This window comes from Actinosynnema sp. NPDC023587, assembly GCF_040640215.1.
Lineage (GTDB): Bacteria > Actinomycetota > Actinomycetes > Mycobacteriales > Pseudonocardiaceae > Actinosynnema.
Genome location: NZ_JBFABG010000004.1, coordinates 1 through 15,581 on the forward strand (window position 1 = coordinate 1; position 15,581 = coordinate 15,581).

Consider the following 15,581-nt stretch of genomic DNA (forward strand, 5'->3'; position numbering starts at 1 on the left):
CTTCAGTGATCTTGGTCGACACTGTTCTAGCAGGAACTCCGTTGCCATCTCACCAGCCTTGACAGACCACTCCCAGCCCTAACTAAGCGGCATTGCCGTTAACCCGTCCGCCACCCGGCTGCGGGAGGCACTGGGGTGCGGCACCGACACCGCCCGAGAGGTCCGCGACGCCCTGCGCGGGGGTGCGGTGTGAGCCTGACTGAGCAGAAGGACGACGTGGCCAGCGCGCTGATCTCATTCCCGAACGTCGCCGTGTCCAGCGGAGTGGACGCCGAGAGTGCGAGCGTAGTGCAGGCTGCGCCGGTTCTGGACGGCGAGCTGATCACCGAGGCCGAGTACCAGCGTTCCCGCGCCCGCCAGCTGGCAGAGTCGGCGGTGTCCCGCCTGCCCGCCCAGTGGCAGACCGCCGAATCCGCCCGCCAGGCCGGAATGGAACTGGCGGGTCGGGCGGTGATGGTGCCGGTGCGGTACCCGGCGGCGGTCGGGCGCGGCCTGCGGTGTCGGCCCGCGCGTGGTGGGTGTGGGTGCGGGTGGCCGACTTCTACGAAGCGTCCAAGGCCGCCGACCGGCTGGCCGACAAGTGGCAGGAGATCGCCGTCGTGCGCCGCCGCCGAGGCGTGATCTCGGTGATGGCCGTCGGCGGGATCGGGTTGGGCGGGCTCATCACCGAGCTAACCTCCGGTTCGCTGCCGCTGCTGGTCACCGGTAGCGCAGTGACGGTGGGTCTGGCGGTCGCCGGTCGGCGCAAGGACGGCGCGGGCGGCCGGAGGACGCAGCTCGGTTCCCGATCGCTGGCGTGGCTGATGAACGGCGACCACCTGGTCACCGCCTTCCGCGACGCTAAGCTAATCGGCCGCGACGAATCGCTGATGCTGGTCAAAGCCCCGCGCCACGACGGCGCCGGATGGGCACTCACGCTCGACCTGCCACCGTCGCGCAAGGCGTCGGACGTGATCGGCAAGCGGGAGTCGCTGGCCTCGGCATTGGCGGTGGACGAGGTGCGGCTGATCGTGGAGCGGGTGCGCGGCGACGACGGCCACGCGGGCAGGTTGGCGTTGTGGGTGGGCGACGCCGACCCGTACGCCGCCGAACCGGTCCCCAGCCCGCTGGCGTCGGCGGCGTCGTGGGACCTGTGGCGGCCGGTGCCGTTCGGCACCACCGCCCGCGGCGCGGCGGTGAACCTGCCTGTGGTGTGGACGTCCCTGCTGATCGGCGCGATCCCCCGTCAGGGCAAGACATTCGTCGCCCGCCTGCCGCTCACCGCCGCCGCGCTGGACCCGCACGTGCGGGTGATCATCGCCGACGGCAAAGGCGGCAAGGACTTCCGTCCGTTCGAGCAGGTGGCGCACCGGTTCATCCGGGGCTCCCGGGAGACCGATGCGCGCCGCCTGATCCACGTGCTGGAGGAGCGCGCGGCGGACGTGGCCGACCGGTTCGACCGGCTGGCGGAGATGGACGACGAGCTGTGCCCGGAGTCGAAGGTGACGCCGGAGATCACCCGCGACCCCGCCCACCGGATGCCGCTGACCATGATCGGCATCGACGAGATCCAGAACTTCCTCGGGTTGGACGTGCCGTTGGACGAGGACAACCCCAAGGGCAAGAAGATCGGGCAGCGGATCTGCGAGCTGCTGACCTACATCGCCAAGACCGGCCCGGCTGCCGGCTACTCCCTCATCCTGGCCACCCAGAAGCCCGACGCCCAAGTCATCCCGGACGGACTGCGCGGGCAGCTCGGCACCCGCTTCGCGCTGAAGGTCATGACCTACCAGGCATCGGAGACCATCCTCGGCGCGGGCACCTACAAGGCCTGGATGGACGCCTCCAAGCTGCTGACCAGCCACAAGGGCGTCGGCCTGCTGCTGGGCGCGGACGGCGAGACCGAGCTGTCCGCCGGGGACGCAGTTACGGTGCGCACGCACCTGCTGCACATCGCCGCGATCCGGGCCGCGTGCGAACGCGGCCGGGCGCTGCGCGAGCAAGCCGGGACACTCACCGGGGACGCGGCCGGGCAGCACGACCTGGCAACGCTGGACGCGACGGTGGCCGCGCGCCTGGCCGACGAGGTGACCATCAGCGCGACCGTTCCGGAGCCTGTGGACGCCGAGCTGGTGCACGAGCTGCCCGAGGTGTTGGCACTGTTGGCCGACGTGATCGGCGACGACGAACACGGCCTGGTGCCCCGGTCCGAACTCGCCGAGCGCATCGGCTGGGAGGTCAAGACGTTCGGCGAGGCGCTGCGCGCCGCCGCCGGCGTGCCCCCGGTGGGCAAGCGTCGGATGCCAGGCCACGACAACCCGGTCAGCGTCGCCGACCTAGACGCCATCCGGACCGCGATCCACGGCGACTGAGGCCGGAACGGGGTCGGCACACCTGTGCCGACCCCGCACGGCTGTTCCGACCCCAGCGACGCTATGAGACGGCACTGATCTGCACGAACACGCCGCGTTCCGGCCTCACGGGCAGCGCGGCCTATTTGTCGGACGTCCTGCACAGGACCGTCCGGGGCCGTGTTCCAACCATCTCGGCACATCTGCCGAGGTCGGCACACCATTCGGAGTGATCCGCCGAAGTCTCCCTGGTACAGGGCTTGCGGGTGAGGGCTGGTCGCCACCAGCCGCGGCAACCAGCCCTCATCCCCGGTCATGCGGCACCGTGGGCCTCGATCGTGCTGACGAGTTCCGGGCCGGTCGCCTGGACACCGACCAGTGCGACGAGCGCCTCATCAAGCAGGCGCCGCACGGCCGAGTTCAGGGCTGTGCACTCGCTGTCGATCTTCGTCGCGGACTTCTGGATCGTGGCGGACAGCTTCTTAACCGAGTCGATCTTCACTAGCTGGTTGAGCGCTTCGGCGATCTTCTCCTCGGCCGTGGCGACCTGGTGGACGCCCTTGCGGCTCGCCGTCGCGATGGCGGTCGTTCGCAGGAGCATGACCACGGTGCGCAAGAGGTCGGGAGCGTCATTGTCGGGGTCGAAGGCCAGCAAGAGCCGCTGGGCGCCGACGACCCGGAGGATCTGGTCACCGTTCTGGTCGATGGTGCGGACGAGTCCGAGCGATGCAACGGCGTCCCGGTTGCGCTCGGCTTCGTCGAGGTAGTCGGTCCAGCCGGTACGGGCCGAGTCGGTCATCTCGATGACGACCCGAGCGGCGCCGTCGTTCATACTCAGCACACCGTCACCCTTCTTGCAGCGGGGCAGGCGACCCGTGGTCGTGCTGGTGTCGGTGTAGTCGTCGCCGAGACCAGCAGCGATGCTCATCAGCACGGCGTTGACCGAGCCAGCGTAGGACTCACCCTTGATCGGTGTCACCCTGGCGAGAGCGGTCTTCGCCTCTTGGACACGCAGCGCCGTCGACATCTCCTCGATCTTGCCCGTCAGCTCGGCGTGCTGCTTGGCCAACTGCTGGGTGAGCTGTTCCTGGTGGGCGGTGAGCCCCGCGGCGTGCTTGGCCATCGGCGAGGTCGGGTCGGACGGGTCGAACTGCTTGGCGGCCTTCGTCAGCAGTTCGGCGGTCCCCGCACTCACCTTCGCGTCGAGGTCGGTGCTGAACTTGTCGAGCACTGGCTGGAGACGCTCGACCAGCTCCGGGCTCTCACCAGCGAAGATCCGACGCAACTCAGCATTGAGATCCTGTTTCGCCGTCGTCACCGCAGTGGTGAGCTCCTTGCGACTCTGGGTGTCCGCCTCCGCGATGGCCGTCTTGGCGTCACGTGCAGCAGCCATGACGGCTTCGGACGCTTCCCGCACTGCTCGAACGGTGAGCTCAGCCGCCTGGGCAGTGGAGTTGGCGGTCTTGTCTCCGACGTCCTTCAGCATCCGTTCGAGCGCCTGAGCCTCCTGGGCCTGTCCGGTCACGCTGAGCGCATGGGCACCGATGCGCACGGCCTCGGTGACGTAGTTCGTCAGGTCGGCGCTCGCGAGCGCGTCGAGGTTCTCCACAAGCGGGCCACGCTCGCCGGAGACCCACCGCTGGGCCTCTCGTGCGACTTCGCGGTCATGGATGATCAGTCGCTCAATGACGACCACTGAGGCGTCGTTGTCGAAGTGGGCTGGGTGCCTGATGTCCTCGGTCACTGCTTCTCCTGCGCCTTGCGCCGCCGACGACCGGCAGCTCGTGCACACAACACTGGCTCGGTCCGTCTCCCTCACTGAACTTCAACCTCGATAAGGGGGGTTATCACTTGCAGAAGATGGACCGGTGGGTGCCTCTCCGTACTCTGTGCGAGTCGGCTGGATGACCGAAGGAGGTGTGCCGTGGCGGGTGCCGCGCCCACGTTGACGTTGCAGGACATCGCGGATCTTGCTCGTGTCCGTCGCCCGGTTGTGAGCATGTGGCGCAAGCGCCCGCGCGTCCGCGGTCAGCATGTTCCTTTCCCTGATCCCGTGGAGGGATCGGGTGGAATGGAGCGGTTCCGTCGCGAGGACATCGTCGAGTGGCTGGAGCGTACTGGCCGGGGTAACAACGCGGAGGCCAACCTCGACGCACCAGCATTGAGCGTGCCCGATGACGTAACTCTGGACGAACTCGTCACGTGGCTCTGTCTCGCGGCGCAGACGGGGGAGGAACTGGCGGAGACGACACCGGACCAACGCATCGCCCTGGCCCGCGGCGTCGACCCCGACGACCGGGTGCTGCTTCGCGAGGTCGAAGCATCCAGGCCGGCCACCTGCACCCTGCGGTTCATCGACGACCTGATCGAGGCGTCGTACGGCCCCCGCGAGGCGCTCGATCGTCTGGAACAGGGCAGAGCGGCGCGGGCATTGGGTACTCGCGACCTCACTTCCGACGCGGTCGATCTCGTCCACGCCGTCGCTGACGCCTGCGCACTCCACCTCGACCCCGAAGGTGTGCCGCTGGTTCACGTCGGCCCCGCATCGAACGTGACGCTGGCGCTAGCCGAGACCTCCACCCACCTTGTGGTGCCCGGTGACACTCCGGAGTTGCGGGACATCAGACGCAGGGCAGCAATTCGCAGCATCGAGACTGTCGACGACGCGGCAGCCCCGAACGTCCGCTTGCTGTCCGCCATCGGCAGGCCCGCTGGCGAGATACTCGATCTGGTCGACAATCTGGTGCTCGACCTCGGCGAAGGTGAACTCGCGGTCGTCATCGGCCCGGCCGCCGTCCTGTGCGACGAGCTACAGGGAGAGCAGGAGCGACACCGAGCACAGACTCTCCGCTCGGAGAGCCTCGTCGTAGCGCTCCGTCTTCCCCGAGGAATGTGGCGCGAGGCGCACCGGCAGGCACTGGGCCTATGGGTCTGTGCAACTGGAAAGTTCACCCAACGGCCGCTGGTCGCAGACCTGGCCGCGTTCACCCGAGATGAGCTGGATCTCGGCGACCTTGCTTCCGATGTGACCGGCGCGTTGGCCGCCCCGTGGAGTCGTGCCTTTCGCTACCTCCGCCCGCACGATCTCCCGCCGATCCTGAGTTCCCGCGCTGTCGTCGTGCCCCGTGGGGTACGAGCAGTGCGGCTCGCCACGACAGAGATCGAACGGCATGTCGCCGTGATCAACACGGCCACTCTGGTGACGAGCGAGCCGATCCGGCCGTTCGACGTGTTGGCCGAGCGCGCTTTGGGAGCGATGCTGCTGCGCAGGCGGTCGCTGGGCGAGTTAAAGGATCTAGGGCATGTGCGGGTGCTCCGTGGCAGCCGGATCGATCCCGGCCACATCGACCTTGCCGGGTCGGTCGCTGTCCTGTCCGCAACCGACCCGCAAGGCATTGCGCGGCTCGACCCGTTCGATGCGGCGCGGCTGTACCAGCGCGCGGCCCGTACCGATCCGGGGGATGTGGTGTTCGCGGAACGCCCGCGCCCGACCGCTAGGGTCGACAACCTCGGTGGATCGCTGGTGGCCTCACCGTCGAAGATCCTCCGGATCAGTTCGCAGGCTGGCATCGGCCCACATGCGGTAGCGGCAATCATCAACCGGCTGCTGAATGAGCCCACCGAGTGGCAGACCTGGAACGTGCCGATCCTCGACACCACCGAGGTGGAGCGACTGGAAGAGGCGCTTGTCGCTGCGGCGGACCACGAGACGCTCCTGCGTCGCCACCTGGACGCAACGCGGGACCTCGTCACGGCCATGATCGACGGGGTTGCCGCTGGCGCGGTGACTCTCACAACGCGGACAACGCAGTAGGAAGGACAGGCAGCATGCCCCCCCGCACGAAGAAGGATCCGTCGGCGCCATCGACGATGAAGGAGCTGAAGGACACCCTCTGGAAGGCCGCCGACCGGCTCCGCGGCTCGCTGTCCGCGAACCAATATAAGGACGTCATCCTCGGCCTGGTGTTCCTCAAGTACGTCTCCGATGCCTACGAAGAGCGCCGCGACACCATCCACGCCGACTTGACGGCCGAGGGCTATGACGAGGAGCAGATCGAGGACCTGATCGACGACCCTGAGGAGTACCAGGGGTACGGGGTGTTCGTCGTGCCGCCCACCGCCCAGTGGTCGTACCTCGCCGAGAACGCCAAGGGCAAGCCTGCTGAGGGCTCCGAGCCCGCCAAGAACATTGGTCAGCTCATCGACGAGGCGATGGACCTGGTCATGAAGACCAACCCGACGCTGCAAGGCACGCTGCCGCGCCTCTACAACAAGGACAACATCGACCAACGTCGCCTCGGCGAGCTGATCGACCTGTTCAACAGCGCCAAGTTCAGCCGCCAAGGCGAACACCGCGCCCGCGACCTCATGGGCGAGGTCTACGAGTACTTCCTCGGCAACTTCGCCCGGTCAGAGGGAAAGAGGGGCGGCGAGTTCTTTACCCCGCCCAGTGTTGTGCGGGTGATCGTCGAGGTACTGGAGCCCTCGCGCGGGCGGGTATACGACCCGTGCTGTGGCTCGGGCGGCATGTTTGTGCAGACCGAGAAGTTCATCCACGAACACAATGGAGATCCGAAGGAAGTCGCGATCTACGGCCAGGAGAGCTTGGAGGAAACCTGGCGGATGGCAAAGATGAACCTCGCCATCCACGGTATCGACAATAAAGGCCTCGGGGCGCGTTGGGGTGACACGTTCGCCCGCGACCAGCACGCGGATATTCAGATGAACTACGTGATGGCGAATCCACCATTCAACATCAAACACTGGTCCCGCAACACCGAAGACCCACGCTGGAAGTTTGGCATCCCCCCCGCTACCAACGCCAACTACGCCTGGATTCAACACATCCTGTACAAGCTTGCTCCGGGTGGCAGCGCCGGTGTGGTGATGGCCAACGGCTCGATGTCGTCGAACTCCAATGGCGAAGGCACCATCCGTGCCCAAATCGTCGAGGCCGACCTTGTCTCGTGCATGGTCGCATTGCCGACACAACTGTTTCGCAGCACCGGAATCCCGGTCTGCGTCTGGTTCTTCGCCAAGGACAAGCGCACCGGAGAGCACGGAGCGGTTGACCGCTCGGGCCAGGTGCTGTTCATCGATGCGCGCGAACTCGGCTACATGGCCGACCGCGCCGAACGCGCACTGTCGAACGAGGACATCGCCAAGATCGCCGACACCTACCACGCCTGGCGCGGCACCCGCTCCGCCGCGCAGAAGAACCTGACCTACGAGGACATCCCCGGCTTCTGTAGGTCGGTAGGTGTCCCTGACATCAAGGCCGCCGACTACGCCCTCACCCCCGGCCGTTACGTCGGTGCCACCGAAGTCGAAGACGACGGCGAGCCCATCGACGACAAGATCCAGCGACTCACCAAAGAATTGCTGACGACCTTCGACGAATCTGCACGCCTAGAGGCGATTGTCCGCAAGCAGTTGGAGCGACTCGATGCTTGAAATGAAGCGTACGACCATCGGCGCCGTGGGGACGCTATTCGATGGACCGCACGCAACTCCCACACGCAGGTCCGACGGACCGTACTTTCTTAACATCACTAGCCTCAAGTCTGGTCGACTCGACCTGTCGGAGTCGGACCACGTTTCCGAGGAAGACTTCGTCCGCTGGACGCGCAGAGTCACTCCCCGCGCAGGAGACCTTTTGTTCTCTTACGAGACCCGACTTGGCGAAGCGGCATTGATGCCGGAAGGGGTCACGGCTTGCTTGGGGCGCCGCATGGCCCTGCTGCGACCAGACCGCTCTGTTGTTGATCCGCGATTTCTTCTCTACCTCTATCTCAGCCCTTCTTTTCAGCGGATCATCGCCACGAACACGATCCACGGTGCCACGGTGCCACGTATCGGACTTGCAACAATGCCCGCATGGAAGATCGAGATACCCGACCTTCCCGTGCAAGGCGCGATCGCAGAGGTTCTGGGTGCGTTCGACAACAAAATTTCTACCAACGACAAGGCTTGTAATGTCTCTCGCGAACTGGCGCGCTCCACTTTTGCCCGTGCCGCCCATCAGGGAGACAGGCTTACGATTCGCGATGTGGCCCAACTAGTCACGAGGGGCGTCGCACCGAAGTATGTCGAATCTGATGGTGTAATCGTCCTGAATCAGAAGTGTGTACGTAATCAGCAAGTCAACCTCGCTCCATCGAGGATGACTCATAAATCTTCTGCTCGTCCCGATAAAATACTTCAGCGAGATGACGTGCTAGTCAATTCCACCGGCGCGGGAACGCTGGGGCGCGTGGCGCGATGGGTGCAGGACGTTCATGCAACCGTTGATTCACACGTCACCATAGTTCGATTCGATTCTACTTTGGTTGATCCAGTTTGCGCAGGGTTCGGTCTCCTTCGAATCGAAAAAGAAATCGAAGGGCTCGCCGAAGGTAGTACTGGCCAGACGGAGCTCCGACGCGATTTGCTGGCCGGACTTGAAATCGGCGTACCAAACAAGGTGCAGCAGGGCTCCGTTGGAGCTGAGCTAATGGCACTCGACGAGCTGGCCTTGCGGCTCCAGCAAGAGTCAGACATGTTGGCCGCTACGCGCGACGAACTGTTGCCGCTGCTCATGTCCGGAAAAGTCCGTGTGCAAAAGGCAGAGAAGGTTGTGGAGGGGGTCGTGTGATGGCGGGGCAGTCGGGGTTCAGTGAGGCGGATTGGGAGGGCGTCGCACTGGAGGCGCTCGCCGAGCAGGAGTGGCGGTCGTTGCCAGGGACGGCGATTGCGCCGGGTGCTGAGAACGGCCGGGCGTCCTGGGATGACATCGTGCTTCCTGGGCGGATGCTGGCCAAGATGCGAGAGCTGAACCCGCAGGTACCGGCGGAGTACTTGGAACAGGCGCTCGCGGAGATCATCCAGCCGACCTCCCAGGATGCGATCGCGGAGAACTACCGGCTGCACCAGATCTGTGTTCAGGGCTATCGCGGCATCAGCTACATCGACGCTGACGGTGTCGAGCAGAATCCGACGATCCGGCTGGTCAGCCACCAGGTGGGCGACAACGAGCTGCTCGCGGTCAACCAGGTCACCGTCCGCACAGCAGAGGTCGAGCGCCGCTTCGATATGGTGCTCTACCTCAACGGCATGCCGTTCACGATCTTCGAGCTGAAGCAGGCGGGCGCGGCAAAGGCCGATCTGGACGCGGCGCACGCCCAGTTGGCTACCTATCTACGTGAGTTCCCGATGGCGTTCCGGTTCGCACTTATGACTGTAATCAGCGATGGGATCACCGCCCGCTATGGCACGCCGTTCACACCGCTGAACCACTACTCGCCGTGGAACGTCGACGACGACGGCAAACCGGCGAAGCTCGGTGAACCTCTCGATGACGTGCACCTCGGCACCGAGTTGGAGTTCCTCATCGAGGGGGTGTTCAACCCCGAGCGGTTCCTTCAGTTGCAGCGGAACTTCACTGCGTTCGACGGCGGTGCCGACGGTTACGCGAAGCGGATCGCCAAGCCTCACCAGTACTTCGCGGTCACCAAAGCGGTCGGTTCGACCGTCGCCGCTGTGGAGAGCAACGGCAAAGCCGGGGTCGTGTGGCACACCCAGGGGTCGGGAAAATCCATGGAGATGGAGCTTTACTCCCATCTGGTGGCCGGCCAGCCCAAACTCAAGAACCCGACCATCATCGTGGTGACCGACCGTAAGGAGTTGGACGGGCAACTATACGAAGCCTTCAACCGTTCCCGCCTGCTGAGCGAGTCCCCGATCAAGGTGACGACCCGCGCGCAACTGCGCGAGGAACTGGCCAACCGTGCGACGGGCGGCATCTACTTCACCACGCTTCAGAAATTTGGCCTCAGCAAAGCTGAGAAGGACGCCGGGCTGGACCATCCTCTGCTGTCGGACCGCCGCAACATCATCGTCATCGCAGACGAAGCCCACCGCAGCCACTACGACGACCTCGACGGCTACGCCCGCCACCTCAAGGACGCAATACCGAACGCAGCGCTGATCGCGTTCACCGGAACGCCGATCTCCTTCGAGGACCGCAACACCCGCGATGTGTTCGGTGACTACATCGACATCTATGACCTGACTCGTGCGGTCGACGACGGTGCCACCGTCCCGGTCTACTTCGAGCCACGCCTGATCAAGGTCGGCCTGACCAAGGACGTCAGCGAGGACGACCTCAACCGGGCCGCGGACGAGGCGACCGTCGGGCTCGACGAGGTGGAACGCGCCAAGATCGAGAAGTCTGTGGCCGTGATCAATGCGGTCTACGGGGCACCTGCTCGCCTGGAGGCGCTGGCGGCTGACATCGTCAAGCACTGGGAGACCCGCTCTGAGCAGATGCGCAAGTTCATCGGCTCTCCCGGTAAGGTATTCATCGTCGGCGCGACTCGCGAGATCTGCGCTCACCTCTACGAGGAGATCGTCAAGCTCAAGCCGGACTGGCACCATGACGCCGTCGACAAGGGCGTGATCAAGGTCGTCTACTCCGGCTCGGCCCAGGACACCATGCCGGTGGCCAAGCACGTCCGCCGCGATGGGCAGAACAAGGTCATCCAGAAGCGGCTTCGCGACGCCGACGACGAGCTTCAGATCGTCCTCGTCAAGGACATGATGCTCACCGGCTTCGACGCGCCTCCGCTGCACACGCTCTACCTCGACCGCCCCCTCAAGGGCGCGCTGCTGATGCAGACCCTGGCGAGGGTGAACCGCACCTTCCGCGGCAAGCCCGACGGGCTGCTCGTCGCCTATGCGCCCCTGGCGGACAACCTCAACAAGGCGCTCGCCGAGTACACCGACACCGACCGGGCAAAGAAGCCGGTCGGCAAGCATATCGATGAAGCGGTCGACCTCACCACCACTCTCATCGCCTCCCTCGACGGGCTGTGCGCCGGCTACCCGTGGCGAGCCAAGCTGGATGGCGGCCCGAAGAGTTGGGTCAAGGCCGCCTACGGACTCACCAACTACCTGCGCTCCCCCACCACCCCAGGCAACCAGGTGCCGCATGGCGAAGAGACGCTCGGTGACCGTTTCCGCAAGCTGGCCAACCAGCTTGCCCGAGCGTGGGCGCTGTGCTCGGGCAACCAGACCCTCGAACATCTCCGCGTTACAGCGAGGTTCTACGAAGAGGTTCGCGTATGGATGGGCAAGTTCGACGCCCAGCAGCGACAGGCCGTAGGCAGGCCCGTGCCGGAAGATATCCAACGGATGCTGTCCGCACTGGTGGCGACCTCAACCGCGTCCGGTGAGGTCGTCGACATTTACGACGCCGCAGGACTGCCTAAGCCGTCGCTGTCCGACCTGGGACCGGAGTTTCAGGTCAAAGCGCAATCCGCGTCGAATCCTCATCTTGCGATCGAAGCGTTGCGTGCGCTTCTGGTTGAGGAGTCGGACCACGTGACGCGGCAGAACCTCGTTCGCCAGCGGGCGTTCTCCGAGCGAATCGCCGAGCTGATGCGCAAGTACACCAACCAGCAACTCACGTCAGCCGAGGTGATCGCGGAGCTCATCGAGCTGGCCCGGGAGGTCGCCGCAGAGGGCAACCGCGGCCAGCGCTTCAGCCCGGCCCTGTCCCACGATGAGTTGGCGTTCTACGACGCGGTCAGCACCAACGAGTCGGCTGTTCAGGTCCAGGGCGACGACGTGCTCGCCCAGATCGCGCGTGAACTGGTGGCAGTCATGCGGCGCGATGTAAAAACTGACTGGACAGTTCGAGATGACGTGCGCGCCAAGCTGCGGTCGTCCATCAAACGGTTGCTCGTGAAGTACAAGTATCCGCCGGACAAGCAGCCTGAAGCCATCAGGCTCGTGATCGAGCAGATGGAAGCGATGGCACCCCGCTACGTCTCGAACGGCAACGGTGCCCAAGGTGGTGCGTCCTCCGGTGGAGAACGAGAACTGTGACGGACGGTTGTTAGTGATGCGGCTCTGCCTGATCAAACCGCGCTGCTGGCCGTAGCTGACTGGTGCGACGGAACGGTCCATGGTGATGGCTGGACGGCGCGCGGCGCGGGCGATCTTGATTGACGACTCCGGTCGGCTGCTGTTGATCAAGCGGATGAAGCCGGGGCAGGCGCCATACTGGACCCCGCCCGGTGGCGGGGTCGAGGACACCGACGCCTCGGTGAAGGCTGCGCTGTATCAGGAGCTGGCGGAGGAACCGGAGGTCGAGGCCACAGACGCCCCGCAGGTGTTCATGTTCGGCTCGCCCTCAGAGGCGGGGCTCGCTATGCAGCACTTTCTTCGTGACATGTCTGGTCGGCCTGGACGAATCGGCCCGAAGCGGCCCGAGTTCAGCGATCCGTCGCGGGGCGGGTACGAGCTGGATCAGGTTGACCCGCATGAAGACGATCTGGCGGCGATCGATTGAAGCCGACCGCATTGAAGGAGTTCATCCTGGCCAACCGGGAAGCGTTGCTGGTCGAGGCGGGTGCAGTCGGCTCAGCCCGTTGGGCACCCAGCATAGGTAGGTGTGGGGTGGCGGCCGAGCAGTGGCGCAGAGCAGCGTAGTCGGCGTTGAGGACGTCGCGTAGCGCTGCGATTTCTCCTGCCACTTGGTGTGAGCGAGTCGTCGGAGGCAGGCACGCTGCTCTTGGTGAAATACGGGCGGATGGCGTCGATCGTGCCGCGTGTCGGCTCGTAGAGGCCGAGGTCGAAATAGGTCAGGGCGATGATGATTGCCAACCGGCACGATACCGCCACCGGAGGCAGTAGGTAATCACCGCCGCACTGCTCGTGATTTATTCGACTAAGCATCCTGCGTGATCTAACGTGGTCTCATGGGGGCTGGTGAGAACACCAGGATTGCGGGGAAACGACCGCGGCAACGGTTGGCCGTGCCGTCGTCCGCCGCACCGGATTCCTATTCGGTCGGCGAGATTCGACGGGCCGTCGGCAACCTTCGCGCGCTTCGTCTCGCGCAGACCGAGCCTCCCGACGAGGAGTGGCCGCGAGGTATGGCGGCCGGGTTCGAGGCGTTCGTCCAACGCGATGATCGGATGCGGGCGCGGATCGCGGCGGGTCATGCGAAGCGGCGAAGGCTACTGAAGCGAGCGGAAGACCTGCCGTACACAGTGCAGGAAGACCTGTTCGCGCTGTCCACGTTGTCCGGCAAGGCATTGGCGTCGGTCACTCCGCAGGAACTGGGCATCACCACGTCGTACTACCCCGGCTCCTCACTAGCACAGTAGGAGAAGGTGATCAGCGACGCCGAAGCCGTCATCCAGCTGCTCTTCTGGGCCGCGCTGGGTGCCCGAAAGTACCCGGCCGCGCTGCGCGCGCTCCTGCTTTTGATCTTTGGTCCCCGGTTCGTGCCGCATCGTCCGATGCTGCCGGTCTCGAACGCGCCGCCGCCTCGGACGAGGCATCCACCAGGCCGACTTGTGCTCGCCGAGCCGCGTGTCGCCCGTGCGCCGGGCCGCCGCTGGTCCCTCGCCGCTGTCGTGCAGCGAGGGCCGCGCCGGGCTGTGCGCGCTTGGGGGAGCGCTGTAATCACATAGCCCGTCGTGGCCTTCCCGCACCGGAAGGGCCACACCGTGGCAGACAAGAACATCGAACCCGTCTACCTGTCCGTGGGGGACGCGGCGGCACGCCTCTCCGTCTCCGAGGCGACCATCCGCCGTGCCATCAGGTCCGGTGAACCCGCGCACGTCCGCATCAGCCGAGCCGTGCGCGTCGCCGTCGTCGATCTCGACGCATACACCGCCGCGCGGCGTGTCACCGCCGAGAGCGGCGAGACCCGATGACGGACCATCTCAAGCAGCCTGTTTCGGTCCGCAAGCCGTGCCGGTCCCGACATGCGCTGACAGCCGACCAGGCCGCCGCCGAAGCAGGCCTGGAGTCGTACGTCGAACGGATCGTGCGCGCTGCGCCGCCGTTCACCGCAAGCCAGCGTGCCCGGTTGGCGGCCATCCTCAACAACGCCGCGCCAGCCGTCGAACGCGGGAAGCGCCCCAAGGGCGGTCGCACATGACGCGATCCGAGGAGTTCTACGAAGAAACGAAGAAAACGAACGAACTACCACCCGCTCCGCCTGCCGTGGACCCAGTGGTCTTCCGCGGGATGCTTGGCGAGTTGGTGTTGGCAGCCGGTCCGACGACCGAGGCAGACCCTGTTGGCGTCCTGGTGTCGCTTATGGCGAACGTCAGTGCCCTCATCGGCAACGGGCCCCATGTGCAGATCGGCGACACTCGACACCCGTTGATCGTGTGGCCGATGCTGTTCGGCCGCACCGGTGCGGGGCGCAAGGGTGACGCCACCGAGACTGCGGATCGGCTCACCCTGGCCGCCATGCCCGAAGCAGAAGGTCTGTTCGTCAGCGGCCTGTCCTCTGGCGAGGGGTTGATCGAACGCATCCGCGACCCTCGCGACGAGAACGACCAGGGCGGTACCGAGGACAAGCGGCTGAGGATTCTCGAAGCCGAGTTCGGCTCCGTCATGGCTCGCGCCAAGCGGGAGGGCAACACCGTGGGAGCGGTGCTCCGCGAGGGATGGTCGGGCAAGGCGTTGGCGGTGATGAACCGGCTCGCGTTGCGGGCCTCGTCCTCGCACGTCGTCATCATCGGCCACGTCACGCCTCGCGAGTTCCGGCTCAGGCTGGCTCAGACCGAGATGGCCGGCGGCACCTTCAACCGCTTCCTGCCCGTCTACGTCGAGCGCTCCAAGCGACTCCCGCTACCGGAAGGAATCGCGCCCGAAGTCCTCTCTGAGTTGGGTGCCCAGCTGCGTGCGGCGATCGAGCGCGCCACCCGTCACGGAGCGGTCGGCTTGGGCCAAGGGGCACGCCAGTTGTGGGAAGACCATCTGTATGACGAGCTGGGTTGTGCCGACGACGAGGAAGGCGCTTGGTCCGAATTCGCCCGCCGTGCGCTGCCGTACTGCCGCCGCATCGCAGCTCTGTACGCGGTGCTGGACGACCGCTCTGAGGTCGACGTGGGAGACCTGGCGGCAGCTGCGGCACTGGTGCGGTACTCGATCGCCACGGCCAAGTTCGTCCTTGACAGGACTCTCCGCAACCCGAGGGTGGACACCCTGCGCCGGGCCCTGGACGGCGTGGGCGAAGCTGGGTTGAGCCGCGGTGAGGTCTCCGCATTGTTCGGGCGCAACCTGGCCAAGCAGTTGCTGGACCGGTTGCTCCACGAGGTCATGGCGTCCGGTGAGTACGTGGAGTTCCGGCACTCCGGCGAACGTGGACGGCCCTCGATCCGGTATCGCCGTGCCACGCCTTGACGGTGACTTCCTTCGTTTCTTCGTCGCTTCGTAGCACTCGACGCAGTCGGTCAGGAGCTT

11 protein-coding genes are annotated in these 15,581 nt (G+C 65.5%); 10 read left to right on the forward strand and 1 reads right to left on the reverse strand.

Going from position 1 to position 15,581, the window contains the following annotated elements:
- Positions 1 to 524 precede the first annotated feature (524 nt).
- Positions 525 to 2,351: a cell division protein FtsK gene (locus AB0G01_RS12235; protein ID WP_360943349.1), complete on the forward strand. Its 1,827-nt coding sequence runs from the start codon at positions 525 to 527 to the stop codon at positions 2,349 to 2,351.
- A gap of 292 nt (positions 2,352 to 2,643) precedes the next feature.
- On the opposite strand, the gene AB0G01_RS12240 is transcribed toward AB0G01_RS12235, so the two are convergent.
- Positions 2,644 to 4,074 (reverse strand): Fis family transcriptional regulator, encoded by a 1,431-nt coding sequence (locus tag AB0G01_RS12240; RefSeq protein WP_360943352.1) that lies wholly within the window; start codon positions 4,072 to 4,074, stop codon positions 2,644 to 2,646.
- Positions 4,075 to 4,254: 180 nt separating this feature from the next.
- On the opposite strand from AB0G01_RS12240, the gene AB0G01_RS12245 reads away from it, so the two are divergent.
- The 9 genes from AB0G01_RS12245 to AB0G01_RS12285 all read left to right on the forward strand — a co-directional run bounded on the left by AB0G01_RS12245 (position 4,255) and on the right by AB0G01_RS12285 (position 15,521).
- The gene (locus AB0G01_RS12245; protein ID WP_360943355.1) at positions 4,255 to 6,144 is read left to right on the forward strand and encodes a hypothetical protein; all 1,890 of its coding nucleotides are present in this window, start codon (positions 4,255 to 4,257) and stop codon (positions 6,142 to 6,144) included.
- Positions 6,145 to 6,158: 14 nt separating this feature from the next.
- Positions 6,159 to 7,784 carry a class I SAM-dependent DNA methyltransferase gene (locus AB0G01_RS12250; RefSeq protein ID WP_360943358.1) on the forward strand — a complete coding sequence of 542 codons (1,626 nt, stop codon included), beginning with the start codon at positions 6,159 to 6,161 and terminating at the stop codon, positions 7,782 to 7,784.
- A 202-nt stretch (positions 7,785 to 7,986) separates the two neighbouring features.
- Entirely contained in the window at positions 7,987 to 8,964 is a 978-nt protein-coding gene (locus AB0G01_RS12255; protein ID WP_360943361.1) for a restriction endonuclease subunit S, read from the forward strand.
- A complete protein-coding gene (locus AB0G01_RS12260) occupies positions 8,964 to 12,197 on the forward strand; it encodes a type I restriction endonuclease subunit R (protein ID WP_360943364.1) in 3,234 nt (1,077 codons plus the stop codon). Before AB0G01_RS12255 ends, AB0G01_RS12260 begins: the two co-directional genes overlap by 1 nt.
- A 79-nt stretch (positions 12,198 to 12,276) precedes the next feature.
- Positions 12,277 to 12,663, forward strand: coding sequence for an NUDIX domain-containing protein (locus AB0G01_RS12265; RefSeq protein ID WP_360943367.1), 387 nt, complete (start codon positions 12,277 to 12,279; stop codon positions 12,661 to 12,663).
- 409 nt (positions 12,664 to 13,072) lie between these two features.
- Positions 13,073 to 13,483: a hypothetical protein gene (locus tag AB0G01_RS12270; RefSeq protein ID WP_360943370.1), complete on the forward strand. Its 411-nt coding sequence runs from the start codon at positions 13,073 to 13,075 to the stop codon at positions 13,481 to 13,483.
- A 315-nt stretch (positions 13,484 to 13,798) separates the two neighbouring features.
- Entirely contained in the window at positions 13,799 to 14,038 is a 240-nt protein-coding gene (locus AB0G01_RS12275) for a helix-turn-helix domain-containing protein (RefSeq protein ID WP_360943373.1), read from the forward strand.
- Entirely contained in the window at positions 14,035 to 14,265 is a 231-nt protein-coding gene (locus AB0G01_RS12280; RefSeq protein WP_360943376.1) for a hypothetical protein, read from the forward strand. Before AB0G01_RS12275 ends, AB0G01_RS12280 begins: the two co-directional genes overlap by 4 nt.
- A complete protein-coding gene (locus AB0G01_RS12285; RefSeq protein ID WP_360943379.1) occupies positions 14,262 to 15,521 on the forward strand; it encodes a DUF3987 domain-containing protein in 1,260 nt (419 codons plus the stop codon). Before AB0G01_RS12280 ends, AB0G01_RS12285 begins: the two co-directional genes overlap by 4 nt.
- Positions 15,522 to 15,581 lie beyond the last annotated feature (60 nt).